The sequence below is a fragment of the Vermiculatibacterium agrestimuris genome (assembly GCF_943193085.1).
GTDB lineage: Bacteria > Bacillota > Clostridia > Oscillospirales > Oscillospiraceae > Vermiculatibacterium > Vermiculatibacterium agrestimuris.
Genome location: NZ_CALPCU010000012.1, coordinates 12,950 through 38,762 on the forward strand (window position 1 = coordinate 12,950; position 25,813 = coordinate 38,762).

Sequence of the window (25,813 nt, forward strand, 5' to 3'; positions counted from 1 at the left end):
GGTTTCGGTGAGCGGCAACAAAAAATCTGTGCGCACCTCACCCGCCACGCTAAACTTTGTTTAGGTGGTTGCTGTCGGTGTCTTTAGAGACACGTTCAGCGGCGTTTGAGATGACACAGAACTACAACAATCTGTTCAGCACTGTGATGGCAAGGGGGTTCCCTGCAAGGTCTCCTTTCCTTTTACATATTTACCTTACGCCATAAATATGAACGAAATTTAGACTATGTGTGAACAATCTGGAAATTTGCGAAACAATTTGAAGATTATTTGCTACAGGCTACAAAAGTAGCGGAAAGGGTAATACTAACCTTTCCGCTACGGCGGGCCGCTTTGCGGCTCCGCCGGGGGCCGGGCTTGTGGCTTGCGCCACCGCCCGGCCCCAGATCGTCAGCAGGTCATAGCCCGTAATATATCTTCTTTCATCCGGGCCATACCACGGGGGCCGATATAGGGGACTTGCACGGGAATTTGTCTGCCGCCCAGGAGCAAGTGACCGCCCCCAATTTCCGTGACCGGGAGAAATTCATCACGGGAGAAGCCGAGGACGGAAGCCGCCTCTTTTGATAGGTTCCCCAGCCCCAGGCAGCACGAATAGTTATCCCTCGCGCCCTGGTTCCACAGCTCGGCCTGGGCGCGCTGCACCGAGGTAAGACAGAAGAACCGCCTACTGCGGCCCATCATAAGCACGGTGGCTATTTTGGCCCGTATGCTCTCCGCTGTCTTTTTCTCGCTGTTCAGGAGCCAGGAGCCAAGCTCGTCTATCCATAGCCACCGCACCTTATGAGGGCCGCTGTCATCGTCTGAGGCAAGCTCCGCCTGGAGCAGATCATAGTATTCGTTCAATCCCGCTTCACAGTCTTGAAAACGCCAATAGCGACAATTCTTCCCGTGGCAGAATTTGAACGTGTCCACATCGTTCTTAAAATCCAGAATGTAGACCTCCGCCCCCGGAAGCTGGGAAATTTTGGCGGTGACAAGAAGGCTGGCTATGCTCTTGCCCGTTCCCGTACCTCCCTGGGTGATTAGGTGAGGGTACCTATCAAAATCCACGAGGACAGGCCGCTGGGCGGCTCCCCCGCAGGGGAGCCGTTCAGCGCAAAATACCACGGGCTTCATTCGCCGTAATCCGGGTCTGTGTAGGGAGCGGGCCGCTCCTGCTTCATCTGACGCTCCACCCGGGCGCGGCGGCGGGCGTTAATCATATCAACAGACTTCGCAGAAGTAAACACATAGTCGATCAGCACCCGGCTACCACAGTTCTTGACCCCCAAGACCTCCACCGGCGCACGGCCCCCGGCTTCGGGCGAAATGAGCATGGGGTAATCAGTGATATACTTCTGGGCGTAGTTTTGCAGTGTCCGCTGTAATGTGTCCTCCACTTCGGGGGTGATCTCGCCCTCAACCTCGACTTCGGCCTGCTGGATCGCAACATCATCTTTCATGTAAAAGCTGGCCCCATCGGTGGAGCGCACCTCAATGTCGTGGATGTTACGGGGACGAATAACGGGCGTGAATGACGAAATAGCGATAAGGACACGAAGCATAAAGCTAAGCGCAAACCCCTGCATATCCATAGCCTTCTGACGGGCAAGCTCTATATCCACATCGGTCACAGAGGCGGGAGCGGTGGCCTGCTTGGGCTGGCGGTTCTTCCACCAGATAACCACCGCAGCGATGATGAGGGCCAGACCGCCATACTTATTGAACAAGTCGGAGGCCGTACCGAGCAGGGTGGTCAAAAGAGCGTCCAGCAGGGGCAGGACGATGGTGCCAATGCTGAAAACGGCTGTGAGGATCGACACCCCCCGCAGGACGAGCAATCCGTAGTGGCAGATTTTTGCGTCACGGGCCGAGATGGTATTGTCCGCCTCGACCTGAGCCTTCAGCCAGCCAGCAAAGCGGTGGATAGCAAAGGTGACCAACGCCCACAGAGCGGCGAAGAAGAAATCGTGCGGTTGAAAGATATTCATGAAGTTACCTCCTTGTTAATTGTGGCCCCCGGCCCGGTGCCGAACCGGGGGCCGATTGTGGTTGTGTTTTACTGCTTGGCAGCGGAGCCGGGAGCGGTCACGGTAGACAGGCTGATGATGTTGCCCTGGCCGTCATACTCGACCAGGTAATCACCGGGGACAGTCATGGCCTCTAAGTCGAACAGGCCAGGGTCAACGGTCTTGACGATGGCCGCCTCACCAGTCACCCCCCGCTGGGGGCCGGTGTAGTGAAGCTCCCAGAAATCATAAGGGTTACCGTTTTTCTTGGATGTACCCTTACGGTGGTTCTTGCCGATGATGTGGACTTTCATTTTGAATTTGCTCCTTTCATTTTGGACGACAAAAGCCGCCCACCTGGTTGTTGGTGAAGCGGCTGGTATAGTCTCGGCGCGCCTCACCACGAATACCGAAGCTCTTTGTAGAGCATACGGCGGAGTTTGAGTGGTTTGGGCGCGCAGACGAAATATTAGTTTGTCGGCGTGAGATCATCGAAATGGGTCATCGAGATCATTGTGGTGTGGGCTTGCGGCTGCCCTCCTTTCTGACTATATGATACCATAACCGATATATCATGTCAAGACTTTTTGGAATATTTATATACTAGCATATTATTCTGTTTAGGAATATCAAAATTCAAAACATAGCGGGGGCATTTTCACCCCCGCTATGTTTAATGTTATGTCATACTTACTTTGAAATGACAGGCAGAACGATAATCTGGCCCTCGTAAATCAGATTGGCGTTCGCCAAGCGGTCACTGTTGCGCTCGAAAATGGCCTTATACTGGGCCATGCTGCCATACTCCGCCAGAGCGATCTTGCCCAGAGTGTCCCCGGCCTTGACAGTATAGAGCTTTTCCCCCTCGGCGCAGACAGGAGCGGGGATCAGGGTATCCTTACCCAGCTTTTCAGGCAGGGTAAGGATAGTCCCCTCCGTCAACTTTACGCTCTTATTGGCCTTCATCAGAGCGTAACGCTGGGCATTGGTGCCGTAGAAATTGGTGCAGATAATACTCCATGTGTCCCACTTCTTCACGGTGTAAGTACCGGGAGTGTCAGGGGTGACGGGCTGACTGGGCTCAGCGGGAGCGGTGGGCTGGCTGGGCTGCTCCGGCTCAACAGGCTGGCTGGGCTGGGTGGGCTGGGCCTCAGTGCCCCCCGTAGGATCGACAGCTCCAATGACGGTGCGACCAGAACTGCTGACTTTATGTTCGGACTTGATCTTCGCAAAATCACTCTCGCACATCCAGAAAACACCAAAAGACGCATCCATGAGGAAGTCTTCACCTTCTGCGGCGGGGCTTGCCGTAAATGTTTTGCCTTCAGTGTCGTTAGCCCCCATTCCACCGCCTGCAAATCCAAATGCAGGGATATAACTCAACCAGATGCCGTCTCCCCAGTGGTAATATTCTTCATTAAGCGCATTAAGCTCAAAATCCAGCGGTTCAATCTTTACCGTAGAGCCGTCCTCCACCACATGGATCGCCAGGACTGTATCCGCCTCGGAGACGCTGCCGTAGGCAATGGGGTCATACCTAGTTGGGACATACTCGGTACGTAACCAGCCGTTCATGATGACGCTTACCTTTCCAAGCTCACATTCGCCAGTATAGGTCTTTTCGGTGTCCTCCGCTGCAAATGCGGGGACGGTCAGGCCAAGACAGAGTACCAAGGCCAGTGCAAGGGATAAAATTCTTTTCTTCATGTGTGTTTTCCTCCTTATTTTTTTCTGCTGAAATTGAATTTTCAAACAGGCCCCTATATTATATATCGCTATGTTGATATTTGTCAACAACTCGCTATTAAATTTTTCGTCATTTGTGGATATAATTAAACAAAAGGCGAGGTGAGACAATGGGGCAGGATTTTCATATGGAGGAAGTGGGCCAGCGCATTATAGAGCGGCGTAAGCGGATGGGCCTGACCCAAGAAGCCCTTGCTGAACTCTGTGACACGACCACCCAATTTGTTTCTTATGCAGAAACAGGAAAACGAGCCATGCGCCCGGAAAACCTTTTGAAGTTGGCTGCCGCCTTGAATGTCAGTGCTGACTATTTACTGACCGGGGACATTGTTGATAAGGACTTGTTGATCCTTTCCGAGAAGCTACGCCGCCTTTCGCCGTCTCAGCTCCGCACGGTAGAAGCCATCATTGACGAGTGCAATATACTTTTCCAAAATACATAATCATACAGAGCAGACCCGGAAGCGGGCGGCATTGATTGAGCCGCTCACTTCCGGGCTTTTTGTTGTTCAGAGGGCGGCATGGTGTGAACCTTTGGGCTGGGTGGCCCGCCACGGTGGGGCGGCTGGGTGGGTGCCGATGGGTGAGCTTAAGGCGGGGCCAGCGGTTTGGTACGCTTCTCGCAATTCTCCCGAATTGCTGACGCTCTCATGCCTTGCGAGGCATAGGTTTGCGGCAATTCGTAGTTGACTTTTACTCTAAAATATGCTAAAATAGAATATAGAAAGGAGGATTAAATATGCCGACTATTGGAGAACGTATGAGGGAGCTACGAGAGGCGGCGGGCATGACCCAAACCGATGTTGCCAAGCTCTGCAAGAGCAATCAGGCCACCATAGCCAAGGTGGAAAATGGGAAAGCTCAACCCTCTGTGAAGTTGCTGATATGGTGGGCGGATTATTTTGACGTGTCCCTGGACTATATCTGCTGCCGCACGGACAAGCCCCAGGGAGCCACCTATAAGGCCCGACCCCAGGCAAAGGTGAACAACGACATGAAGCGGTTTATTGAAATGTGCTTTGACCCCAAATCCCCGGCAAGCAAGCAGTTAAAGAAAGCGTTAATGAACGTAGTGGAGGAGAACCAGGAATGAAAGCTGTGATATATGCCCGTTTTTCCTCTGACCGCCAGCGGGAGGAAAGCATAGAGGGCCAGCTTCGGGAGTGCAAGGAGTACGCCCAGCGGAACGGTATCACCATTCTGGGAAGCTATATTGACCGGGCCTTGTCCGCCAAGACCGACAACCGCCCCGAATTTCAGCGGATGATTAAGGAGAGTGCAAAGGGCCTTTTTGATGTTGTCCTGGTGTGGAAGTTAGACCGCTTCGCCCGGAACCGCTATGACAGCGCACACTATAAGGCCATCTTGAAGAAGAACGGCGTTAAGGTGGTATCGGCAACGGAGGCCATAGCGGAGGACAGCACGGGCATTTTGCTGGAAAGTATGCTGGAGGGCTACGCCGAATTTTACTCCGTGGAGCTATCCGAGAAGATACACCGGGGACAGAAAGAGAACGCCCTAAAGGGGCTGAATAACGGCGGCGGTATTCCCCTGGGCTATGTGCTGGGGAACGACCAGCGGCTACAAATTGACCCCCTCACCGCTCCTCTGGTGGTGGAGATATTTACCCGCTATGACGAGGGAGAGACAGTCCGGGCTATCGTGCAATCCCTCAATGAGCGGGGCTTGCAGACCCGGCGAAAAAGGCCGTTCAGCATGAACAGCTTTAACCGCATTTTGAAAAATCGAAAGTACATAGGCGAGTATCAATATCAAGATGTAACCATCCCCGGCGGCGTTCCCGCCATCGTCCCCCAAGACCTCTTTGAACGGGTACAGGCCAAGATGGAGCGCAACAAGCGTGCGCCAGCGGCAAGCAAGGCCGAGGAAGCCTATTTACTCACCACAAAGCTGTTTTGCGGCAAATGCGGGCGGCTGATGGTGGGCGAGAGCGGCACCAGCCACACGGGGAAGAAGCACTATTATTACAAGTGCGGAAGCTCCAAACGGAAAACAGGCTGTGACAAGAAAGCCGTGAAAAAGGACTGGATCGAAGATCTGGTGGTCAACCAGACCATGAGCGTGGTATTCAACGATAAAGCCCTGGATAAGCTGGCTGATACCCTGCTGGACTTCCAGCGGCGGGAGAATACCGACGTTCCCATTTTGAAGCGTCAGCTTGAAGAAACGGCCCAGGGCATTGAAAACCTTCTAAACGCCATTCAGCAAGGTATCTTGACCGCCTCCACCAAGGCCCGGTTGGAGCAGTTGGAGGAAACGAAAGCCCAGCTTGAAATCAGCATGGCCCAGGCCGAGCTAAAAAAGCCGCTTCTATCCAAGAAGCAGATACTTTTCTGGCTCCACCGCTTCCGGGGTATCGACACCAGCAAGCCAGACCAGCGGCAACGGCTGATTGACAGCTTCGTGAACGCCGTCTATGTGTACGATGATAAAATCGTTCTGACATTCAACTACCGGGACGGCACGGAAACCATTACCTTACAAGATATAGCGGGTTCGGATTTAGGCGGCACGCCTCCACCAAAACAAGATGATCCGAGCTTAACGCCAGCAGGCGGTGGGTTCGGATTTCTTGTTTATATCGGCAAAACCGCATAATAGAACCTGACTGCCAGAATTTTTTGCAAAAAGGGCTTGCCAACGGAAGAGAATTGTGCTAATATAATTAAGCCCTTACGGGGTATATGTTAAATATCCGGGTGTGGCGAAGTTTGGTATCGCGCTTGAATGGGGTTCAAGAGGCCGCTGGTTCGAATCCAGTCACTCGGACCAAGGGAGGAACAACTTAGTTGTTCCTCCCTTTTTTCTGTTGTGGCCGCGGCGCGGCTATATTCCCTTTCCATTGTGCTCATACTTGTCCCGGAGGTGTTTTTCATGGATCACTGCTGTCATCAAAATTGTTCCGGATGCTCCGGCTGTTCCGGGGGGCATAAGCCTTCGGAGGTCGTTCTTTCCCGCCCCCAGGCCGCCTTTCTCTCCCGCTTCGCCCAGGCCCCCTTCCTGCCCCTGTGCCGTTTCCTGATACGCTCCTCCCGGGAGGATGAGCTGGAAAGTGTGGGCCTGGACGCCGTTTTCATGGAGAACGGCGCCGACCTGGACGCCGTCCGCTCCACCGCCGCGCTCCTCAACCGCTTGGCGTCGCTCGGCCTCATCACGCTGGACTATGACCTTCCCCTTTCCAACTACGACTATACCGCCTATGAGACCGCTCCCCTCTTTGCCCGCTTTTGTGAGACCGTAGCCGAAGGCGCCCGGCGTCCCGGTTTCCTCTTCGATACCCCCGTGCTGGAAAAGGGCAGCATGGCTCTCACCGACCTGGGCCGGGCCGTCATGGAGCAGGTACTGGAGCTTCTCTGACCCCGCACCCTTTTCCCCTCCCGGCATAGACTGAGATTGGAAGGCACAACCTTCCCCCATTCTCATTCGGGAGGTAACCAACAATGCCTGAAAAGGTCATGCCCGGCCCCGTTTGCGATGCCGCCGGCATCCGCGAGGCTGTCTGTGTACACACCAGGAAGATCATGGACGCTTGTCGAGACAAGGATTGCATCGAGGATCTTCGCGTTTATCTCACCCAGAGCTCCCAGTGCGCTCTGGACCGGGCCAGCTGCGTGAAGGCTGGCAAGGCTGAGCTGCTGTACGTCTCCACCAATGTGGAGCCCATCTGCTTCAACCGTGGCTTTTATACCGTAGACGTGCGCTACTTCTACCGCGTCACCGCCGACGCCTTCGTGGGCGCTGCCCGGCCGGTGGAGGTCTGCGGCCTGGCCGTCTTTGACAAACGGGTCATCCTCTTTGGCAGCGAGGGCTGCTCCAAGTCCTTCTCCTCTGAGATGAGCCTGGACGCCCTGGATTGCCAGAACCTGCCCAGCGTCAACCAGCCCGTGGCCGTGGTGGAGGCGGTGATTTATGGGCAACGGTTCAAAACACAAGAAAACCCCTCTATAATCGTACGAGAGCGGAGGCCGACAATCGGCCCCCGCTCTTGTATTCCTACGCCCCGCAGGGCGTCAGAGCGTCAGCAATTCGTCAGAATTGCGATAGCGTACCAAACCACTGACCCCGCCTTATGCTCACCTGATGGCCTCCACCCAGCCGCCCCACCGTGGCGGGCCACCCTCTTAACGGCCTACACCACACCAACCTTTAAACAGCAAAAACACGGCCTACCAAATGGAGGCCGTGTCTATTCATCGTCAAATGCTGTTTCGTTCATTTCTGGAAAATCCAGCAACTCGGAAATAGTCATATCAAGCCCTGATGCCAACTTGTGCAGTGTCTTTAACTTTGGATTCTTTGTTTTGCCGGACATAAGGTTTTCAACGGTGCTTTGCGTAATGCCGCTTCGAGTCGCCAGCTTATTAACCGTTATTCCCTTTTGAGCGCATAAATCTTTTAACCGCTTTATGATAACATCGGAGTATGTCATGCTACAAGCTCCTATCCTCATTTCGTCTGCTTGTAGTATAGAGAATTAATCGGCACAAGGTTAACGGAGTGCCATTGACTTGCTGAAAAAATAATGGTAGGATATGGGCAAGGCGAAAATGTTTACCAACATATTTTTTGTCTAAAACGACAGCAAAGGAGAAAGCACACTATGAAAAAGCATATTCTGTCCCTCATTCTGGCTTTGGGTATATTGGTAACTGCTATGGCAGTTCCAGCTTCGGCGGCAGATAATGAATTTGACATTCGTGACGGTCTCTTACTCAAATACAACGGCTCTGGCGGTGACATTGTGATTCCTGACGATGTAACAGGCATCGCAGACAGCGCATTTGAGGGATGTGAAAACTTAACTTATATAACCATCCCAAGCAGTGTGCAGGCAATAGGGGAGGCAGCTTTTAGAGGTTGTAGAAGTCTTAAAACAATAATTATTCCAGAAGGAGTTACTACAATATGTGACCAAACATTTGATGGATGCTCCAGCTTGACCAGTGTAACAATTCCAAGTAGCGTAACCGAAATACAAGGCGGATCATCCTATAGTGGAGCTTTTATGGGCTGCATAAATCTGACAAGTATCTCACTACCTGATGGACTCACCTCTATTGAAGAAAATGCTTTTGGGGGCTGTACTGGTCTTACAAGTATAACGATCCCTGGGGGAGTAACCGCAATTCGGAGCGGTACATTTAGCGGCTGTAGTGGGCTTGAGCAAGTGTATATTCCAGAAGGTGTAACTTACATTGCTCAGCAGGCGTTTAAAGATTGCGTGAAATTAGATAATGTTGTTATACCAGATACTGTCACGAAAATTGGCGGTTCGGCATTTCAGGGGTGCAGCAGTCTTGAAAATGTAACCCTTCCGTCTTCGTTAACCGATATTGGCGACTATGCGTTTTACGAGACCCCATGGGCTGAGAAGAACCAAGAGGCCCAAGGCGATTTTAAAATTGTAGGTGGAAATCTTACCGCCTATTCTGGTACAAGTGAAAGCGTAAACATCCCCAAAGGTGTGACCCAAATCAGTCCATGGGCATTTCGGGATCACACGGAACTAAAATATGTCACGATTCCAGAAGGAGTCACCGTGATTGGACATAGTGCGTTTGAGGGATGTGAAAATCTCATCAGCGTAACGATACCTGACAGCGTAATCGCAATCGGACTGACTTCAGTTGCAAACCCACTTGGCACAAATGCTTTTTATTATTATGTTGGCGATTATACATATGGATTCTCACAGAAGCTCCCACCCCAATTGACCCTTCATGTGGGTGCTGGAAGCTATGCCGAAGAACATGCAAAAAAATATAACCTCCCGTATGTTCTAAATCTTCCAGAGGCTATCCCCAATCGTTCCACAGTCATAGTCGATGGAAAAGAAATCGCCTTTGACGCTTACACTATCAATGAAAACAATTATTTTAAGCTCCGCGATCTGGCGATGGGACTCACTGGAAGTTCAAAGCAATTTGAGGTCACCTGGGACGGTGCAAACAATGCAATTAACCTGGTTTCCGGACAGAGCTATACTGTGGTCGGTGGAGAACTGACCCCCGGTGATGGGACAAACAAAACCGCCGTGCAAAACAGCTCCATCATTTATTTAAATGGACAACCCATTCAATTGGCCGCTTATACCATTAATAATAACAACTATTTCAAACTTCGGGACGTGGGACAGACCTTTGGATTTGATGTGTCTTGGGACGGGAGTAATAATACAATCGTGGTTGATACAAACCATAGCTACACACCTGATTAAAAGTTATTCTGTAATTAAAAAATGAGCCGACATAGCATTTTGCTACTGTGTCGGCTCATTTTTTCATCCTATATCCTCGTCATTTTCTGGTGAGATACCCACATCTTCAAGCATCCGCCCATTAATTAATTTTTTCAATGGTATGAGGACGTAATCAGTTGCAGGTTCTTCTGCTTCCTTGGAATGGTCAAAGAGTTTTTCCTTTGTTTCCTTTGATATAGAGCCCGTCTCTCCTCGTTCTCTGATCTCCTTAAAGGCGGATTTTAGGGGCTCTGAAAGTTTTACCACAGAGATGGCATACTTTTCTCCCTTGATTGTTTCACGATGAATCTGGGGCTGTATATGATGTAGTACAAATTTCAAGCATTGTTCTCTATGGTTTTTTTCTTCATCATTTCCAAGTAAGTAATCAAGTGTAACATTGTTTGCTTTTGCAATCTCCTTAAGTGATGCCAAAGTCAATTCACCTTTGAAAGCAGCATACATCGTGTTTTTCGACACATGACATTTTTTAGCGAATTCATCAACACTCATAATTTTGTGGAATTCTTTTAACGATTTTATGCGTTTTCCAACTTCAACTCCAAACTTCATCGTCAATTCTCCTCCAAATCCTCCGTTTTTGATTTCCAAATTAAGAATATACCGCAGATTTTTACTTTTGTAAAGCAAATTGGGAGTGCCCTTATCCCTTTTTGGGGTTAAATGGTCTATGTATTACTTACATTTGGAGTGAACATCCAAGCTGTTTTTGGACAAGGCGACCTACCTATGATAATATCGAGCACAGAAGCGCTTCTGCCATCATTCAGCTGCCCTATCGGCCATACGGGGAGAAAGGAGTTTCCACATGAAAGGGCTTGTCCAATTTCTTGAGTTTAACTGTGACCGCTTTTTTGTCGATAAGCGGCTTGTTTTTGTCAAGGCTGAGCTTTGGCGAGAAGATGAGAAAATCATCGGCAGCAAGGTAACAGCTCAGATCGTGGAGGATAAGACCACCTACACCAAAGAGGGAACAACCAACTTTGGCGAGCAATTTGTAGTAAAGGTCAGAGGGGTTGACCCCTCCTCTTTCGCCAAGCTGAAGCCCCTCGTCACTGAGGTTGTTATTTCTGATGTGGAGCGGGCTACCGTTTACGGTGAGTACAGAAACAATCTGTCCGTCATCGCAACGGTCAAAGTCGTTCAGTAACCCACGCACCCCGCTGCCGTGGGCTTACTCACGGCGGCGGGGTCTATAAGATACACATCACATACAAGGAGAACTATATGAATACCGATAGTGGAAAAAAAGAGCGTCAAATCCGTCAGCGATCTATGACTCGTTGGCGCCTACGGCGGGGATTATCCCGCCTTATAGAGCAACCCGCCGCCTTGATCATCCTCATTCTCTGGTTAGGACTTACCCTTTTTGTTTGGCACCACCGGGACGCTTTTTCAATCGAAAGTGTCATACTTCCATCATTTCATCGGCTGTACCAATGGGTTCCATCTACCCTAATTGTCGTTGTGTCCTTTTCGTTTCTCATGGTTATATTGATTCTACTTGGAACTCCATGGAAAGCAGCTCAGATTGATTCTGATGTGGCTATCGCCCTTGGGCTCTCTCCTGCTGATGTTCGATATAACTATAGGCCATTTCTTATCAGCGTAAAAAGTATAAAGGGGTCTACAGCAAAGAAATATGTCTTCTGGTCTCGATATATAGGTGTCCAGCTCTGGAATAATCCTGACACAAAAAAAGCTGTCCTATGGGCATTACATAGTCACAGCGATAAGGCATTTGCCCCCGGAAAATATAGGTATACAGTGGAATTAACAGTTGGCACTGGTATAACACCGCAAGAAAGAAAAAGCCCTAAAGACCCGCTCTTTAAGTGATGGGTGTTCCATTTCTGCTGGACGAGGCCGCCTACCGTATGGGTATAGAACGGTGGCTCTCAATTGACTATCAGATTAGCCCGCACGCCCTTTGGTCGGGCCGTACATCAAGCGGTAAGACGGTAGGGGCGAAGTGCCTTTTGGCTCGTACAATTTTGCTTGCCCCGCCGGAATTACAGCCTGTCCACCTGACTGTCCTTGACCCGAAAGAGGACATTGACTTCTCCTATCTGGACGGCCTCCCTCACTTCTTTAAGGGGGAGGCCGCTCCAAGGGGCTTTGACCTCTTTTTTGAGGACTATCTTGCTCGTAAAGAGGGCCGAGATCTAAGTGCAAATCTCAAAATCCTGTTCTGCGACGAGTTTGCCAGCCTTGTCAGTTTGATCGAAGATAAGCGGGAGCGGGAAGCCGCCCAGCGAAAACTGTTCCTTTTACTTTCGCTTTCACGCTCTCGTCACTTTTCAGTGCAAATGGCAACCCAACAACCTACGGCACAAATTTTTGGTGCCTCTGGCACAGCCAGCCGAGAACAATTTGGCGTTGTCTGTTTGCTCGGTGACAGCGGCTCCGAGACCCGGAGAATGCTCTTTGACGGAGACAGTATAGAGCGTATGAAAGAATTTGGCTCCATCGGCGGGCGAGGTGTTGGCTGGCTTTCCATCAACGGCGGAATAGCGCAGCCTGTGAGGGTGCCAATCGTTGGCAACATGGATAAACTCAATCGTGTGATCTATAACTGTCTCGCTCGTCAAGCGGAACAGTAACCCAAAACCGGGCCGGGCGGCGGCGCAAGCCGTAAGCCCGGCTCCCGGCGGGCCGCAGAGCGGCCCAGTCGGGAAACCTGCCCAGTATCTAATTAGGGCAGAGTTGATGTACCAGAGGAAAACAATATGGACTACTACCGACCAATCAACACCAATGACGGCCTGACACTCTCCATAGATGGCCTCGTCATTGACTACTACATGAGCAATCCCAAAGGCCGTGACGAATTTGCCAAAATGCTTTCCACCCTTGACCTGCGCTATGCCGTCAATAGCCGTCACTGGTCAAGTCTCCGTATCGGAACATTCCGGGAAAACCTGACCTTGACCTTTGCGGACGGTAGTTCATTCTACATCGGCCTCGGTCTGAACGAGGCCAAGCCGAACTTCGGAAGAATACGCCTTGACGCAAATCCAAACCACTGTGTACGCCACCAAGTCTTTCAGATCATCTTGGGCCATCTAAATATGACGTGTAAAAAATTTCGCACAACGGTACGGCGGTTCGACCTCGCCATTGACCTCGAAGCAGACCGGGCCGATGTGGAACTACTAAAAGACCACCGGGCCTATACGGAGATCCGCAAGAGCCAGACTGACCGAACACAATATTTGGGAGGGCGCTCTACCGGGAGCCGGGTGAAAATGTATAATAAGAGCGTGGAGAGCCACTTAAACGGCCCACCGCTCACACGGTTAGAATTGACGCTTGACCCATCTGTACCATACTCAAAGATAACTTGGCCCAAGGCGTACGCAATCAAAACCAAGCAAGCCCAGCTTGACGAGCTGGCCCACCTGACCGACACAGAGCGGGCCTTGCTGGATGGTATTCTTGCTGGAAACATTGACCTAACCCGGTTGGGCCGCAAGACCCGCCAAAAGTTGGAGCAATACATTGGGAACTATGTCCAGTGGATCACCGTTTCCCCCTCGGATTATCGGCAAATCCTCAACCACCTACGCACCTTGACGGATTACCCAAACTCCAACCTTGGCGTTGACACGGTGCTTGATACCCCGCCTCGTCCTCGTCCCTCGCTCCCTTCGTGGATAGCGGAGGCCGAACAAAGTTCTATTGACCCACTTGCCATATAAAAAAGAGGCGGTAAAGGTCAAGTACCGCCGGGGGATTAGCGGGGTACTCCCCGCTGTCCGCTGAAAAAGACTTTTGTATGTTAAAGTCATAGTCTCCGCCAAAACGCCATACGTTCAGAAAGGAGGCGATGGCGATGGTGGATATAAAAAAATTGGAAGAAATGGAGCGTATCAGCCGGGAGGCGGCCCCTGTCGCCCTTGCTGACCTCCTGGATGTAAAAATCACGGGGGACACCCCCGCCCAACGGCTGGAGAGCTATCTGGCCCAGACCCAAAACCCTTACCACGTTAGGGTAGGGCAAACCCCTGTCAGGGTATCCTTTCAGAGCGAGGCAAGCCCCCTGTCCGAAAAGTTAAAATCTCACTTTTTGTCTTTGAAAGGCGGCGATTTTAGTTGAAAATCAGAGAAAATTATGATATAATGTATATAGATTATAGAGGGGTGATGAAAGGAGACCCCTAAAGCATGGCAAGAATCAGAAGGTCATCCATTTCCACACAGCCCGCCGGAAAGAAACACATCATCTGGCGAATTGCGGTCTATATCCGGCTGTCCAAGGATGACGGCAACGATGAATCCCTGAGCGTCACCAACCAGCGGAAAATCATCCTGGAATTTATAGAAGATAAGTTTGGGGATGAAGATTACATTCTGGTAGACTTCTATGTGGATGATGGCCGCTCCGGCACCACCGAGGACACCCGCCCGGACTTTCAGCGCATGGTGAGCGACATAGCGGCGGGGAAAGTGAACTGCGTGATTTGTAAGACCCTTTCCCGCTGCTTTAGAAACTATAGCGACCAAGGGAGGTTCATAGAGCAGCTTCTTCCCGCCTACCACTGCCGCTTTATCGCTGTCAGCAATCCTCATGTAGACACCTATGCTGACCCGGATTGTACCCAGGGCATGGAAATTCCCATCAACGGCCTGATGAATGACCGCTACGCCGCCAAGACCAGTGCCGATGTCCGCCGCACCTTTGACACCAAACGCCGCCGGGGTGAGTTCATTGGGGCTTTTGCCCCTTACGGGTATTTGAAAGACCCGGAAAACAAAAACGCCCTCGTCATTGACGAGGACACCGCCCCCATTGTCCGGGACATATACCACTGGTTTGTCCATGAGGGCATGAAGATGGAGAGTATTTCAAAGCGGCTCAACGCTTTGGGTATTCCAAATCCCAGCGCCTACAAGTACAAGATAGGGCTGACCCATAAAGACGGACACCGGGGCCGGGACAATGACGGACTATGGAACTCCAAGACGGTTCGGGACATTTTGAGAAATCAAGTCTACATCGGCAACATGGTACAGGGGCGGCAGTCCATCATCAGCTACAAAGTCCACAAGCGATATGAGACTGACCCGGAGGACTGGTATGTGGTAGAGAACACCCATGACCCCATTATTGACCGTCCCCTCTTTGACAAGGCCAAGAGCCTCATACAGAGGGACACCCGGACGGCTCCGGGGCGGCAGAACGTCTATTTGTTCTCCGGTTTCCTCCGCTGCGCCGACTGCGGCAAGGCCATGATCCGGGGCCGCTCCAAGAACTTCACCTATTTCACCTGTCGGACATACAAGGAGAAGGGAAAGGACAAATGTACCCGGCACTCTATCCGGGGCGACGTACTGGAGCAGGCTGTCCTTGTCACCATCCAGAAGCAGATCGAGCTTGTGGCCTCCCTGTCCGAGCTGGTGGAGGAGATCAACAACGCCCCCGTAGTCTCCACCAAGTCCAACCGTCTGAACGCTCTTATGAGGCAGAAGACCCAGGAGCTTGACCGGGCAAACAGCCTTTTGGACGGCCTGTATATGGACATGAAGGCCGGGGACATTACCCGGGAGCAGTACCGCCGCATGAGGGAAAAGCTGGAACACCAGGCCGCCCAGCTTCGCTCCGAGGTCTCCCACATTCAGGAGGAACAGAATGTGGCCGCCCAGGGTATCAGCACAGGCGACCCCTACCTCAACGCTTTCTTGAAGCACCGCAACATTCAAAGCCTTTCCCGTGGTCTGCTGGTGGAGCTGGTAAAATTCATTTACATTCACGAAGATGGTTCCATTGACATTGAATTTAATTTCCAAGACCAATACCGCCGTATCGTAGAGTTCGTGGAGAACAATCAGAAAGAGCTTTACGTTCTCGGCGGAAAAGCTGTCTCGTAAGTTGTCTATAAATAACGGCCTCAGTGGAGGCCGTGGATCCCCTGGTTCTGGGGATGAAGCTGGTGGAGCCCTGCTCCTGCGACTGCCAGTGCGCCTGCACCTGCGAGTGCGAGCTCACCGAGGTGCCCCCCTGCATCTGCTCCTGCTTCGGCAGCGACCTGGCCTTTGGCAGCGAGGGCAAGCGCCTCTATGTCTCTCTGGGCCAGTTCTCCCTGATCCGCCTGGAGCGGGACACCCAGCTGCTCATCCCCGTCTACGACTACTGCATGCCTGAGAAGGAGTGCACCTGCGACGGCGGCAGCTGCGAGGAGGATCCCTGCGAGCTGTTCCGTCACGTGAAATTCCCCGTAGACGAGTTCTTCCCCCCCGATCACATCGAGGGCGGCAGCGGCTGCGGCTGTGGCTGCTGCGGCTGAATTCCAGACCCAGTTCTAAAAAAGAGCCCCGGCGGGAACCTACCTGGTTCCCGCCGGGGTTTCTCATTTCACTACCACGTTTTCCTTTCCAAACAGCTCCTCCATTTCCCGCACCATGGAGCTGTGAAGCTGGGCCATGGCCCCCAGCCGCTTCTTGGTATCCTCACAGTAGAAGATCACCTGGCCCTCGCCGGGGAACATGTTCAGCACCAGCCGGGCCTTCCGCATCCGGGGGTCGTCGGCGGCGGGCGTTCTCACGTAGAGCTTGCTGCCCTGCACGCTCCCGGGGGCCGCCGGCGCCTCTGCTCCCTCCTGGGGCGCCCCCAGCGGCTTGATCCGGTCACACATGAGCTGGGGCGCCTTTTCGTCCCGAACGGAGAGCCTGCCCTCCGCCAAAAGGGCCTCACCCGCCTTCAGGTAGGAACCGCACTCCCCCAGCGTCCGGGAGAACACCAGCATCTCCATGGCCCCCGTGTCGTCCTCCAGGCCCACATAGGCCATGAGGGTGTTGTTCTTGGTGGTTTTGGTCTTGGCCGAGGCCACCACGCCCGCCAGGGTCACCCGCTGGCCGTCGGCGTAGCTCTGGGGGCCCTCCTCCCGGTCAAAGTCCGCCAGGATGGCGCCTATGGGGGCCGCCCGGTACTTCTTGACCTCCTCCCGGTAGTCGTCCATGGGGTGGCCGGTGAGGTAGAGGCCGGTGGTCTCCTTCTCCATCCGCATCAGCTCCTGCCGGGAGAACTCCGGCAGGTCGGGCAGGGGGATCTCCGGCGGGGCGGCAGTGCCGTCCTCGCCGCCAAAGAGGTCGTACTGTCCCTCGATGGTGTTCTTCCGGCTCTTGGCGATCACGTCCAGGGTCTTTTCGCTCACCGCCAGAAGCTGAGAGCGGCGGCAGCCCATGCTGTCAAAGGCCCCGCAGCGGATCAGGTTCTCCACCACCCGCTTGTTGCAGTCCTGGCCGAACATCCGGGCGCAGAAGTCGGCAAAGGAGCTGAACTGCCCCCGCTCCCTTCGCTCGGCGATGACCTGCTGGGTGAAGCCCCGGCCCACCCCCTTCACCGCCGCCAGGCCGAAGCGGATACCCGCCTCCACGGCGGTGAAGTCGGTCTCCGACTGGTTCACATCGGGGGGCAGCAGGTCGATACCGCAGTTTTTGCACTCGGCGATATACTCCGCCACCTTCTCGCTGGAGTCCAGCACCGAGGTGAGGAGAGAGGCCATATATTCCTTGGTGTAGTGGCACTTGAACCAGGCGGTCTGATAGGCCACCACCGCGTATGCCAGGGAGTGGGCCTTGTTGAAGGCGTAGTTTGCAAAGTCGTAGATCTCGTCGTAAATGGACTGGGCCACATCCTCGGGGATGCCGTTGTGGATACAGCCGGCGATGTTCCGTCCCGGATCCCCGTGGAGAAAGGCCTCCCGCTCCCGCGCCACGTCCTTGGCCTTCTTCTTGCTCATGGCCCGGCGAACCATGTCCGCTTGGCCCAGGGAATAGCCCGCCAGCTTGCGGAAGATCTCAATGACCTGCTCCTGGTAGACGATGCAGCCGTAAGTGCTCTGGAGGATAGGCTCCAGCATGGGGTGCTTATAGCGCACCAGCTTGGGGTCGTGCTTGCTGGAGACGAACCGGGGGATGGAGTCCATGGGGCCGGGGCGGTAGAGGGCGATGATGGCGCAGATATCCTCAATGTCCTTGGGCTTCAGACCCACGCACACGCCCGTCATCCCCGCCGACTCCATCTGGAACACCCCGGAGGTGCGGCCCTCGGAGAGCATTTTCAGCACCTCAGGGTCGTTGTCCGGGATGCTGTCCAGGGTGAAGTCCGGCCGGGTCTTCTGCACCTGCTTCACCGTGTCGTCCAGCACCGTCAGGTTGCGAAGGCCCAAAAAGTCCATTTTGAGAAGGCCCAGCTCCTCCAGGGTCACCATGGTGAACTGGGTCACCACCGACTCATCGTTCTTGGCCAGGGGGACGTAGTCCTCCACCGGCAGCCGGGTGATGACCACGCCGGCGGCGTGGGTAGAGGCGTGGCGGGGCATGCCCTCGATGGCCTGGGCGGTGTCGATGAGCAGCCTGATCTGCTCGTCCTCCTCATACATGTCCCGCAGAGGCTTAGAGAGCTTCAGGGCCTCTTCCAGGGTGATATGCAGCGCCATGGGCACCTGCTTCGCCACCTGATCCACCTGGTCGTAGGGCATATTCAGCACCCGGCCCACGTCCCGTATGGCCCCCCGGGCCGCCATGGTGCCGAAGGTGACGATCTGGGCCACGTGGTCGCTTCCGTACTTGCGCCGGACGTAGTCGATGACCTCTTCTCTTCGCCGGGGGCAGAAGTCCACGTCGATATCGGGCATGGTCACCCGCTCCGGGTTCAAAAACCGCTCGAAAAACAGGCCGTATTTCATAGGGTCGATCTCGGTGATGGCCATGGCGTAGGCCACGATGCTCCCGGCGGCGGAGCCCCGCCCGGGGCCTACCGGGATGCCGTTTCGCTTGGCGTAGCCGATGAAGTCGGAGACGATGAGAAAGTAGTCCACAAACCCCATCTGCCGGATGACTCCCATCTCATACTCCAGCTGTTTTTCATACTCGGCGGGCCTGTCCGGATACCGGCGGGCAAAGCCCTCCCGGCACAGCTTCTCAAAGTAGGCGTCCGGGTCGCTCTCCCCTTCCGGCAGGTGAAACTCCGGCAGGTGGTACTTGCCGAACTCAAACTCCACCTGACACATATCGGCGATCTTCTGGGTATTCTCCATGGCCCCCGGGTACTTGCCGAAAAGCGCCTCCATCTCCTCGGTGCTCTTGACGTACATCTCTTCCCGCTCGAAGCGCATCCGGTTGGGGTCGTCCTCGGTCTTCCCCGTTTGGATGCACATGAGGATATCCTGGGTGCGGGCGTCCTTTTTTTCAATATAGTGGGCATCGTTGGTGCACACCAGCGGGATGCCCGTCTCCTCATGGATGCGCACAAGGCCCGCGACCACGGCGGGATCGGCCTCCAGGCCGTGATCCTGAAGCTCCAGGTAGTAGTTCCCCCGGCCAAAGAGGGCGTCCATCTCCACAGCGTGGGCCTTGGCCCCCTCGTAGTCCCCGTTGCGGATACGCCGGGGCAGCTCCCCCGCCAGACAGGCGGACAGGCAAATAAGCCCCTCCGCCCTTGTGCGGAGAAGCTCCAGATCGATGCGGGGCTTGATGTAGAACCCCTCGGTGTAGCTCTGGCTCACCATGTGGGAGAGATTCCGGTAGCCCTCCTCGTTCTTGCACAGCAAAATGAGATGCCGCGCCTGGCTGTCCAGCTCATGGACACGGTCAAACCGGGTGCGGGGGGCCACATAGACCTCACAGCCGATGACCGGGTGGATCCCCTCCGCCTTGCAGGCCCGGTAGAAATCAATGACGCCGTACATATTCCCGTGGTCGGTGATCGCCACGGCGGTCTGGCCCAGCTCCTTCACCCGCTTTACCAGCGCCGGGATGCGGCAGCAGCCGTCCAGCAGGGAATATTCCGTGTGGTTGTGTAAGTGGACAAAGGACATGGGTCACCCCTCCTTCTCTTTCTCTTTCGCGCCCTACTCCCCCGCCAATTCCGAGAGCTTTTTCAGCCGGTAGTTCAGCGAGGATTTGGTGATAGGCGGTTGACATAATTCCCCTAACTCAGTGAGGGTCAGATCCGGGTGCTCCAGGCGCAGCTTGGCCGCCTCGGAGAGCTTGGGAGGCAGCTCGTCTAAGTCCATCCGCGCCATGAGGCGGTGGATGACCTCGATCTGGGTCTGGGCGGCGTCTACCGCCTTGTCCAGATTGGCGGCGTCGCAGTTCACCCGCCGGTTCACACCCCCACGCAAGTCCTTCTCCGCCTTGGCGTTCATCAGCTCCATGGCATGGAGGGGCGCGCCGATGGCGGCCAGGAAGTCCGCGATGTCCTCGCTGCGCTTGAAGTAGGCCATGTGGTTGCCCCCCCGCCGGACGGACTTGGGCTCAAAGCCCGCCTCCCGCAGCAGGGTCATCAGTTCCCGGTTCACCGACAGGTGGGAGGTGGCCAGCTCCAGGTGATAGCCCTTGCTTGGGTCGGTGACCGAGCCCCCCGCCAGGAAGGCCCCCCGAAAGAAGGCGGTGCGGCAGTGGGGCTCCTCCAGTACGGCGAAGTTGATATGGTGGGCCACCGAGGAGCCGGGATCGTACCCAAACACGGCAGAGAGCGTGGAGAGCTTGTCCGCCGCCGTCAGGGAAAACACCCGCTTGCCCATCCCCTCCTCCGGAAGCCGGTCAAAGCTCACCCGGAAAGCCTTCTTAAACAGCTGGGGCAGCCGGGCGGCAAACTGCTCCGACTCCGTGACGATCCTGGCCTGCCCCTCGTCGAAGCGGTTGGCGTAAAGGAGGATGCCGTAGCACTCCGCCTGGGCGCAGCACTTCCGGGCCAGCGGCACCCGGCACAGCTCGGCTTTGGCGTCGCCGGAAAAGGACATATTCCCCACCCTCCTTCTCTTGTCTAAAAGATTTTGGTCTCCGCCCGCTCCCCGTATAGCTCCATCACCACCTGGCTCAGCCGGTCGGGGGAATGGCGGGCGTAGCGGGTGCCGGTGGAGAGCATGGGCCGCTCCACCACCTCCACCCCGAGGGCCTCGGTCTTCTCCTTGTCCACCCGGATCGGCTCCGCCCCCTCCTCCTGATATCGCTCCAGCAGCTCTTGGGAGACGGGAGAGCAGTTGGCCAGGCACAGGTCTACCAGTCCGGGTTTGGCGTGGCTGAGCAGCGCGTCGATGTGGTCGGAGAGGGTCATTCCCTCCGTCTCCCCGTCCTGGGTCATAATATTGCCGATATAGACCCGCAGGGCGTCGCTGTCACAGATCGCCTGGGCCACCCCGTCCACCAGCAGGTTGGGAATGACGCTGGTGTACAGGCTCCCCGGCCCAAGGAGGATCAGGTCGGCCTCCCGAATGGCCGCAAGGGCGGCGGACACGGGCGCGGGCCGCTCGGGCAGGAGGCGCACGCTGCGGATACGGCAGTCCTGGGCCTTTTTGAAGTCGGCGATCTTGGACTCTCCCAGGATGGCGGTGCCGTTTTCAAAGGTGGCCTCCAGCTTTACATCGGCGCTGGTGACCGGCAAGATGCGGCCCGAGATGGCCAGGACGTGGCTCATCTCGCTCACCGCCTCCTCAAAGGAGCCGGTGATACCGTTCAGGGCGGCCAGGATCAGATTTCCGAAGGATTGACCGGTAAGCCGGCCCGACCCCTCAGGAAAACGGTAGGCCAAAAGCTGGCCCATCACCGGCTCGGTGTTGGCCAGCGCCTGCATGCAGTTGCGGATATCCCCCGGCGGGGGCATCCCCAAGTCATTTCTCAGCACACCGGAGCCACCGCCGTCGTCGGCCACGGTGACGATGGCGGTGAGGTTGCGGGTGTAGGTCTTCAACCCCCGCAGAAGAGTGGACAGGCCGTGTCCGCCTCCGATGGCCACGATGCGGGGCCCCCTGTCCCAACGGCGCTCAAATCTCTGCTCCATCACCGCGCCCTCGTCATGTCCCGGTGATTCTCCGAGGCGTCGTATCCCTTCCGGCGGATGAAGTCCGCCAGCGCCTTGGTGATGGCCACCGACCTGTGCTGTCCGCCGGTACAGCCGACGCCGATGACCAGCGCGCTCTTTCCCTCCTCCACGAACTGGGGGAGCAGGAACGCGATAAGGTTTTCCAGGTGGATCATAAAATCCCGGGTCTGCTGATAGCCAAAGACAAAGTCATAGACCGGGGCGTCCAGTCCGGTCTGATGCCGCAGCTCAGCCACATAGAAGGGGTTGGGCAGGAACCGCACATCGAAGACCAGATCGGCCTCAATGGGAATACCGTACTTAAAGCCAAAGGAGATGACGCTGACATTCATGGCCCGCTGGGGCCCCCCGGAGGCAAACAGCCGCAGGATCTCCCCCCGGAGCTTTGCGGTGGAGAGGGCTGTCGTGTCGATCACATATTCCGCCCTGGCACGCACCGGCTCCAGGATCGTCCGCTCCCGGTGCACCGCCTCGTCAAGAGAGCGGCCGTTCTTGGCCAGGGGATGGAGCCGTCTGGTCTCCTTATACCGCTTGATGACCACCTCCGGCCCCGCCTCCACATAGAGGATCTTGTAGTCACAGCCGATGGCGGTCAGCTCCTCCAGGGCGGCAAAAAGCCCGTCAAAGGTCTGGCCGCCCCGGATGTCGCTGACGATGGCCACCCGGCCGTACTCCGCCTGGTTCGCCATGCACAGCTCGGCAAATTTGGGGATCAGCGGCGCGGGCATATTGTCCACCACAAAATAGCCGATGTCCTCCATGATGGAGGCCACCTGGCTCTTTCCCGCCCCGGACAGGCCGGAGATCACGATAAATTCCATACCTTCACACTCCCAAAGTCTTGACTTCCGGCTCCAATTCCACGCCGGTCTCGGCCAGTACCCGGCGCGTCACTTCTTCCATGAGCTTCAAAATATCCCGGCAGGTGGCCCCGCCCCGGTTGATGATAAACCCGGCGTGCTTTTCCGACACCTGGGCGCCCCCCACCGTCAGGCCCTTCAGCCCGCACTGGTCGATGAGGGCGGCGGCGTAGACGGGCTTTCCGTCCACCGGAGGCGGGCGCTTGAAGGTACTCCCCGCCGAGGGGTGCTCCAACGGCTGCTTGGCCCTGCGCTGCTCGGCAAGCTCCGCCATCCTCTCCCGGATCCTCGCCGGAGCCTCCTGCGCCAGGGGAAGCAGGGAAACGTTCAGCACCATCCACTCCGGAAGCCGGGAAAAAATACTGTGGCGGTAGGCAAACTCACAGGCCCCGGCGTCCATCCTCAGAACGTCGCCGGTCTCCACCAGGTAGCTGACCTTCTCCAGCACCTGGCACAGCTCTCCGCCATAAGCCCCGGCGTTCATCACCACCGCACCCCCCACCGTACCGGGGATGCCGGCGGCCCACTCCAGACCGGTGAGGCCCTGCTCTGCGGCGAAGTTCGCCAGACGGGAGAGAAACACCCCTCCCCCCACCACCAGCTTGCGTCCGCTGTAGGTGAAATCCACCCACTCCAAACGCTCCAGCCCTGTGGTCTTGATGACGTAACCGTCATAGCCCTGGTCGGAAACCAGCAGATTTGTGCCATTGCCCAGAAAGAAGGGCCGGATCCCCTGCCGGTAGGCAATATGGACGGCGTCCATGGCCTCCTCCCGGGTCTTGGGCAGGGCCATCAGGGCGGCGGGGCCGCCCACCCGGAAGGAGGTGTGCCTGCTCATGGGCTCGTTTTTACGCAGCTCCAGCAAGGGACATTCCTCCCGCAGCCGTTTTTCCAATCCTTCCAACAAAGTCATGGCGATCCCTCCTTCCTGCCAGTGTATGCCTATTTCAGCGTTTTCTTGTATCCCGCCGCCTCCGTCAGCAGCTCTCCGGCGCTGTCCAGAGCGGTCTGGGTGATGTGGTCTCCCGAGGTGAGCCTTGCCAGCTCCTCCCTGCGGCGCTGGTCGGTGAGCTCCTCCACCCGGGTGTAGGTGCGCCCGCCCAGCTCCCCCTTCTCCACCGAGAAGTGGACGTCGGCCATGGCGGCGATCTGAGGCAGGTGGGTCACGCAGAGCACCTGCTTGCGGCGGGCCACCTGAAAGAGCTTTTGGGCCACCTTCTGGGCCGCCCGGCCGGAGACGCCGGTGTCCACCTCGTCAAAGACCAGGGTGCCCACGTCGTCGTTCTCCGCCAGCACATTTTTCAGACATAGCATGATCCGGGCCAGCTCGCCCCCCGAGGCGATCTTCTGGATGGGCCGCAGCTCCTCCCCCACGTTGGCGGACATGAGGAAGCGGACGGCGTCCATGCCGTCGGCGCCCAGTCCCTTTTCATTCTCCAAGGGGAGGATCTCCACCCGAAAGCGCACCTTGGGCATATCCAGCTGGGCCAGCTCCTCCTGGATACGCTCCTCCAGGGCCTTCCCCGCCTTTTTCCGCGCCTGAGACAGGAGCTGGCCCTTCTTCTGGGCCTCCGCCAGCGCCCTGGCCCGATCCTGCTCCAAACGGAGGAGCGCGTCGTCGGCAAACTGGATCTCGTCCAGCTCCGCCTGACAGCGCTCCAGATAGCCCAGCATCTCCTCCACGCTGCCGCCGTACTTTTTTTTCAGCCGGTAGAGAAGATCCAGACGGCCCTCCAGCTGATCCAGCTCCCCCGGCTCAAAGTCGAAGCTGCCAGACAGATCCCGGGCGGTGTCCGCCACATCCTGGGCCTGACAGCGGCAGTCGGTGAGCCGCTCCCGGAGCTCGTCCAGCGCGGGGCTCACTCCCGCCACCGCCTCCAGACACCGCTCCGCCTCCATCAAAAGGGCCGCCGCTCCGGGGGCGTCCTCATCCCCGGAAAGGGCGAAATGGGCCCCCTGGGCGGCCTGGGCCAAATCAGCGGCGTTGCGGAGGATATCCCGGCGCTCATTGAGGGTCTCCTCCTCCCCCGTTACAAGGTTGGCCCGCTCCAATTCATTGATCTGGAATTGCAGGGTATCCACCCTTCTGGCCTTCTCCCCCTCGTCCATCTGAAGGGCGGCGATCTTTTTCTCCAGCGCCGCCAGCTCCCCATAGGCCTCCTGATAGACCGACAGCGTCCCCTCCAGCGCCCCGAACCGGTCCAGATAGCCCAGGTGGCAGCCCTCATCCAGCAGCTGCTGGCCATCGTGCTGCCCGTGGATGTTGAGCAGCTGGCGGCCCAGGGTCTTGAGCTGGGCCACCGTCACCGGCCGGCCGTTGACCCGGCACAGGTTCTTGCCGTCGGGCAGGATCTCCCGCTGGAGGAGCAGCTCCCCGTTCTCGTCGGGGCCCAGACCGTTCTCCACCAGCCAATACAGAGGCTTCACACCGGTGAACGTCCCGCTGACCAGGGCGGACTTGGCCCCGGTGCGGATCAGCTCCCGGCTGGTTCGCTCCCCGGTGACGGCGCTCATGGCGTCCACCACGATGGACTTGCCCGCGCCGGTCTCTCCGGTGAGGGCGTTAAAGCCGGCGCCGAAGACGATGTCCGCCGACTGGATGACGGCGATATTTTCGATGTGGAGAATAGAGAGCATAGCTGTCACGCCCCTTTTCTCAAGAGAGCATCTGGCGCATCTCGACCCGGAACTCCTCGGCGTCCTCGCTGGTGCGCATGATGAGGATGACGGTGTCGTCCCCCGCCAGAGAGCCCACCAGATCGGGGATGTCCATTCCGTCCAGGGCCGCCGCAACGGCGTTGGCCATGCCGGGCATAGTCTTGAGCACCACGATGTTCTGGGCGGTGTCGATGGTGACGCCCTCCTGGAAGATGGTACGAAGCCGCCCGGCGAAATTCAGGGTGTTGCGGTGGCGGGAGGCGGCGTACTTGTAGACCCCTCCCGCAGTGAGCTCCTTGATCAGGTGAAGCTGCTTGATATCACGGGAAATGGTGGCCTGGGTGGTGGTGATGCCCCGCTCCTTCAGGCACTCCAGAAGCTGCTCCTGGGTCTCGATCTCCTGGGCGGCAATAATGTCAAGTATCTCCTGCTGACGCTTGCTTTTCATGGG

General features: G+C 56.2%; 26 protein-coding genes and 1 tRNA gene. 13 read left to right on the top strand and 14 right to left on the bottom strand.

Annotation, left to right across the window (positions count from 1 at the left end; translation table 11 throughout):
• Positions 1 to 390: 390 nt before the first annotated feature.
• The 4 genes from NFR87_RS05595 to NFR87_RS05610 all read right to left on the bottom strand — a co-directional run bounded on the left by NFR87_RS05595 (position 391) and on the right by NFR87_RS05610 (position 3,698).
• Positions 391 to 1,119: a type IV secretory system conjugative DNA transfer family protein gene (locus NFR87_RS05595; RefSeq protein ID WP_251447531.1), complete on the bottom strand. Its 729-nt coding sequence runs from the start codon at positions 1,117 to 1,119 to the stop codon at positions 391 to 393.
• The gene (locus NFR87_RS05600; RefSeq protein ID WP_251447534.1) at positions 1,116 to 1,973 is read right to left on the bottom strand and encodes a hypothetical protein; all 858 of its coding nucleotides are present in this window, start codon (positions 1,971 to 1,973) and stop codon (positions 1,116 to 1,118) included. Before NFR87_RS05600 ends, NFR87_RS05595 begins: the two co-directional genes overlap by 4 nt.
• 68 nt (positions 1,974 to 2,041) lie before the next feature.
• Positions 2,042 to 2,305 carry a hypothetical protein gene (locus NFR87_RS05605; RefSeq protein WP_251447537.1) on the bottom strand — a complete coding sequence of 88 codons (264 nt, stop codon included), beginning with the start codon at positions 2,303 to 2,305 and terminating at the stop codon, positions 2,042 to 2,044.
• A 376-nt stretch (positions 2,306 to 2,681) separates the two neighbouring features.
• The gene (locus NFR87_RS05610; RefSeq protein WP_251447540.1) at positions 2,682 to 3,698 is read right to left on the bottom strand and encodes a LysM peptidoglycan-binding domain-containing protein; all 1,017 of its coding nucleotides are present in this window, start codon (positions 3,696 to 3,698) and stop codon (positions 2,682 to 2,684) included.
• 149 nt (positions 3,699 to 3,847) lie between these two features.
• Between NFR87_RS05610 and NFR87_RS05615 the strand changes: the two genes are divergently transcribed.
• The 5 genes from NFR87_RS05615 to NFR87_RS05635 all read left to right on the top strand — a co-directional run bounded on the left by NFR87_RS05615 (position 3,848) and on the right by NFR87_RS05635 (position 7,115).
• Positions 3,848 to 4,180: a helix-turn-helix domain-containing protein gene (locus NFR87_RS05615; RefSeq protein WP_251447543.1), complete on the top strand. Its 333-nt coding sequence runs from the start codon at positions 3,848 to 3,850 to the stop codon at positions 4,178 to 4,180.
• Between the two features lie 296 nt (positions 4,181 to 4,476).
• Entirely contained in the window at positions 4,477 to 4,830 is a 354-nt protein-coding gene (locus tag NFR87_RS05620; protein WP_251447546.1) for a helix-turn-helix domain-containing protein, read from the top strand.
• The gene (locus NFR87_RS05625) at positions 4,827 to 6,356 is read left to right on the top strand and encodes a recombinase family protein (RefSeq protein WP_251447549.1); all 1,530 of its coding nucleotides are present in this window, start codon (positions 4,827 to 4,829) and stop codon (positions 6,354 to 6,356) included. Before NFR87_RS05620 ends, NFR87_RS05625 begins: the two co-directional genes overlap by 4 nt.
• Before the next feature lie 97 nt (positions 6,357 to 6,453).
• Positions 6,454 to 6,530 (top strand) — tRNA-Pro (locus tag NFR87_RS05630).
• 102 nt (positions 6,531 to 6,632) lie between these two features.
• Positions 6,633 to 7,115: a hypothetical protein gene (locus tag NFR87_RS05635; protein ID WP_251447552.1), complete on the top strand. Its 483-nt coding sequence runs from the start codon at positions 6,633 to 6,635 to the stop codon at positions 7,113 to 7,115.
• 62 nt (positions 7,116 to 7,177) lie between these two features.
• Here the strand turns inward: NFR87_RS05635 and NFR87_RS05640 are convergent, their stop codons facing one another.
• Positions 7,178 to 7,690, bottom strand: coding sequence for a hypothetical protein (locus tag NFR87_RS05640; protein WP_251447554.1), 513 nt, complete (start codon positions 7,688 to 7,690; stop codon positions 7,178 to 7,180).
• Positions 7,691 to 7,944: 254 nt separating this feature from the next.
• Complete coding sequence (locus tag NFR87_RS05645; RefSeq protein WP_338147041.1) at positions 7,945 to 8,208, bottom strand: helix-turn-helix domain-containing protein; 264 nt, start codon at positions 8,206 to 8,208, stop codon at positions 7,945 to 7,947.
• Positions 8,209 to 8,358: 150 nt separating this feature from the next.
• Here NFR87_RS05645 and NFR87_RS05650 point away from each other — a divergent pair, with 150 nt between their 5' ends.
• Positions 8,359 to 9,975 (top strand): leucine-rich repeat protein, encoded by a 1,617-nt coding sequence (locus NFR87_RS05650; RefSeq protein WP_251447560.1) that lies wholly within the window; start codon positions 8,359 to 8,361, stop codon positions 9,973 to 9,975.
• A gap of 63 nt (positions 9,976 to 10,038) precedes the next feature.
• Here NFR87_RS05650 and NFR87_RS05655 read toward each other — a convergent pair whose 3' ends face one another.
• Complete coding sequence (locus NFR87_RS05655) at positions 10,039 to 10,569, bottom strand: helix-turn-helix domain-containing protein (RefSeq protein WP_251447564.1); 531 nt, start codon at positions 10,567 to 10,569, stop codon at positions 10,039 to 10,041.
• 256 nt (positions 10,570 to 10,825) lie between these two features.
• Between NFR87_RS05655 and NFR87_RS05660 the strand changes: the two genes are divergently transcribed.
• The 7 genes from NFR87_RS05660 to NFR87_RS05690 all read left to right on the top strand — a co-directional run bounded on the left by NFR87_RS05660 (position 10,826) and on the right by NFR87_RS05690 (position 16,304).
• Positions 10,826 to 11,167: a hypothetical protein gene (locus NFR87_RS05660; protein ID WP_251447567.1), complete on the top strand. Its 342-nt coding sequence runs from the start codon at positions 10,826 to 10,828 to the stop codon at positions 11,165 to 11,167.
• Between the two features lie 77 nt (positions 11,168 to 11,244).
• Positions 11,245 to 11,856 (top strand): hypothetical protein, encoded by a 612-nt coding sequence (locus NFR87_RS05665; RefSeq protein WP_251447570.1) that lies wholly within the window; start codon positions 11,245 to 11,247, stop codon positions 11,854 to 11,856.
• A 38-nt stretch (positions 11,857 to 11,894) separates the two neighbouring features.
• The gene (locus tag NFR87_RS05670; RefSeq protein ID WP_251447573.1) at positions 11,895 to 12,620 is read left to right on the top strand and encodes an FtsK/SpoIIIE domain-containing protein; all 726 of its coding nucleotides are present in this window, start codon (positions 11,895 to 11,897) and stop codon (positions 12,618 to 12,620) included.
• 126 nt (positions 12,621 to 12,746) lie between these two features.
• Positions 12,747 to 13,718: a hypothetical protein gene (locus tag NFR87_RS05675; protein ID WP_251447576.1), complete on the top strand. Its 972-nt coding sequence runs from the start codon at positions 12,747 to 12,749 to the stop codon at positions 13,716 to 13,718.
• Positions 13,719 to 13,846: 128 nt separating this feature from the next.
• Entirely contained in the window at positions 13,847 to 14,116 is a 270-nt protein-coding gene (locus tag NFR87_RS05680) for a DUF6870 family protein (RefSeq protein WP_251447579.1), read from the top strand.
• A 68-nt stretch (positions 14,117 to 14,184) separates the two neighbouring features.
• Positions 14,185 to 15,888: a recombinase family protein gene (locus NFR87_RS05685; protein WP_251447582.1), complete on the top strand. Its 1,704-nt coding sequence runs from the start codon at positions 14,185 to 14,187 to the stop codon at positions 15,886 to 15,888.
• Positions 15,889 to 15,920: 32 nt separating this feature from the next.
• Entirely contained in the window at positions 15,921 to 16,304 is a 384-nt protein-coding gene (locus NFR87_RS05690) for a hypothetical protein (protein WP_251447584.1), read from the top strand.
• Between the two features lie 63 nt (positions 16,305 to 16,367).
• On the opposite strand, the gene NFR87_RS05695 is transcribed toward NFR87_RS05690, so the two are convergent.
• Genes NFR87_RS05695 through NFR87_RS05725 form a run of 7 tightly spaced genes read right to left on the bottom strand, consistent with a single transcriptional unit; the run spans position 16,368 to position 25,810 of the window.
• Positions 16,368 to 19,838 (bottom strand): DNA polymerase III subunit alpha, encoded by a 3,471-nt coding sequence (locus NFR87_RS05695; protein ID WP_251447586.1) that lies wholly within the window; start codon positions 19,836 to 19,838, stop codon positions 16,368 to 16,370.
• A gap of 33 nt (positions 19,839 to 19,871) precedes the next feature.
• Positions 19,872 to 20,765 carry a DNA-binding protein WhiA gene (whiA, locus tag NFR87_RS05700; protein ID WP_251447588.1) on the bottom strand — a complete coding sequence of 298 codons (894 nt, stop codon included), beginning with the start codon at positions 20,763 to 20,765 and terminating at the stop codon, positions 19,872 to 19,874.
• 23 nt (positions 20,766 to 20,788) lie between these two features.
• On the bottom strand, positions 20,789 to 21,802 hold the full coding sequence (locus tag NFR87_RS05705; RefSeq protein ID WP_251447590.1) for a gluconeogenesis factor YvcK family protein: 1,014 nt from the start codon (positions 21,800 to 21,802) through the stop codon (positions 20,789 to 20,791).
• Entirely contained in the window at positions 21,802 to 22,665 is an 864-nt protein-coding gene (rapZ, locus tag NFR87_RS05710) for an RNase adapter RapZ (protein ID WP_251447592.1), read from the bottom strand. The genes NFR87_RS05705 and rapZ overlap by 1 nt, the downstream gene beginning before the upstream one ends.
• Positions 22,666 to 22,669: 4 nt before the next feature.
• Positions 22,670 to 23,617, bottom strand: a complete 948-nt coding sequence (gene murB / locus NFR87_RS05715) for a UDP-N-acetylmuramate dehydrogenase (protein WP_251447594.1) — start codon at positions 23,615 to 23,617, stop codon at positions 22,670 to 22,672.
• Between the two features lie 29 nt (positions 23,618 to 23,646).
• The gene (recN, locus tag NFR87_RS05720) at positions 23,647 to 25,341 is read right to left on the bottom strand and encodes a DNA repair protein RecN (RefSeq protein WP_251447596.1); all 1,695 of its coding nucleotides are present in this window, start codon (positions 25,339 to 25,341) and stop codon (positions 23,647 to 23,649) included.
• Positions 25,342 to 25,360: 19 nt separating this feature from the next.
• On the bottom strand, positions 25,361 to 25,810 hold the full coding sequence (locus NFR87_RS05725; protein WP_251447598.1) for an arginine repressor: 450 nt from the start codon (positions 25,808 to 25,810) through the stop codon (positions 25,361 to 25,363).
• Positions 25,811 to 25,813 lie beyond the last annotated feature (3 nt).

Coding starts and splice junctions, on each gene's coding strand:
- NFR87_RS05595 (WP_251447531.1), bottom strand. CDS start 1,119: ATGAAGCCCGTGGTATTTTGCGCTGAACGGCTCCCCTGCGGGGGAGCC.
- NFR87_RS05600 (WP_251447534.1), bottom strand. CDS start 1,973: ATGAATATCTTTCAACCGCACGATTTCTTCTTCGCCGCTCTGTGGGCG.
- NFR87_RS05605 (WP_251447537.1), bottom strand. CDS start 2,305: ATGAAAGTCCACATCATCGGCAAGAACCACCGTAAGGGTACATCCAAG.
- NFR87_RS05610 (WP_251447540.1), bottom strand. CDS start 3,698: ATGAAGAAAAGAATTTTATCCCTTGCACTGGCCTTGGTACTCTGTCTT.
- NFR87_RS05615 (WP_251447543.1), top strand. CDS start 3,848: ATGGGGCAGGATTTTCATATGGAGGAAGTGGGCCAGCGCATTATAGAG.
- NFR87_RS05620 (WP_251447546.1), top strand. CDS start 4,477: ATGCCGACTATTGGAGAACGTATGAGGGAGCTACGAGAGGCGGCGGGC.
- NFR87_RS05625 (WP_251447549.1), top strand. CDS start 4,827: ATGAAAGCTGTGATATATGCCCGTTTTTCCTCTGACCGCCAGCGGGAG.
- NFR87_RS05635 (WP_251447552.1), top strand. CDS start 6,633: ATGGATCACTGCTGTCATCAAAATTGTTCCGGATGCTCCGGCTGTTCC.
- NFR87_RS05645 (WP_338147041.1), bottom strand. CDS start 8,208: ATGAGGATAGGAGCTTGTAGCATGACATACTCCGATGTTATCATAAAG.
- NFR87_RS05650 (WP_251447560.1), top strand. CDS start 8,359: ATGAAAAAGCATATTCTGTCCCTCATTCTGGCTTTGGGTATATTGGTA.
- NFR87_RS05655 (WP_251447564.1), bottom strand. CDS start 10,569: ATGAAGTTTGGAGTTGAAGTTGGAAAACGCATAAAATCGTTAAAAGAA.
- NFR87_RS05660 (WP_251447567.1), top strand. CDS start 10,826: ATGAAAGGGCTTGTCCAATTTCTTGAGTTTAACTGTGACCGCTTTTTT.
- NFR87_RS05665 (WP_251447570.1), top strand. CDS start 11,245: ATGAATACCGATAGTGGAAAAAAAGAGCGTCAAATCCGTCAGCGATCT.
- NFR87_RS05670 (WP_251447573.1), top strand. CDS start 11,895: ATGGGTATAGAACGGTGGCTCTCAATTGACTATCAGATTAGCCCGCAC.
- NFR87_RS05675 (WP_251447576.1), top strand. CDS start 12,747: ATGGACTACTACCGACCAATCAACACCAATGACGGCCTGACACTCTCC.
- NFR87_RS05680 (WP_251447579.1), top strand. CDS start 13,847: ATGGCGATGGTGGATATAAAAAAATTGGAAGAAATGGAGCGTATCAGC.
- NFR87_RS05685 (WP_251447582.1), top strand. CDS start 14,185: ATGGCAAGAATCAGAAGGTCATCCATTTCCACACAGCCCGCCGGAAAG.
- NFR87_RS05695 (WP_251447586.1), bottom strand. CDS start 19,838: ATGTCCTTTGTCCACTTACACAACCACACGGAATATTCCCTGCTGGAC.
- whiA (WP_251447588.1), bottom strand. CDS start 20,765: ATGTCCTTTTCCGGCGACGCCAAAGCCGAGCTGTGCCGGGTGCCGCTG.
- NFR87_RS05705 (WP_251447590.1), bottom strand. CDS start 21,802: ATGGAGCAGAGATTTGAGCGCCGTTGGGACAGGGGGCCCCGCATCGTG.
- rapZ (WP_251447592.1), bottom strand. CDS start 22,665: ATGGAATTTATCGTGATCTCCGGCCTGTCCGGGGCGGGAAAGAGCCAG.
- murB (WP_251447594.1), bottom strand. CDS start 23,617: ATGACTTTGTTGGAAGGATTGGAAAAACGGCTGCGGGAGGAATGTCCC.
- recN (WP_251447596.1), bottom strand. CDS start 25,341: ATGCTCTCTATTCTCCACATCGAAAATATCGCCGTCATCCAGTCGGCG.
- NFR87_RS05725 (WP_251447598.1), bottom strand. CDS start 25,810: ATGAAAAGCAAGCGTCAGCAGGAGATACTTGACATTATTGCCGCCCAG.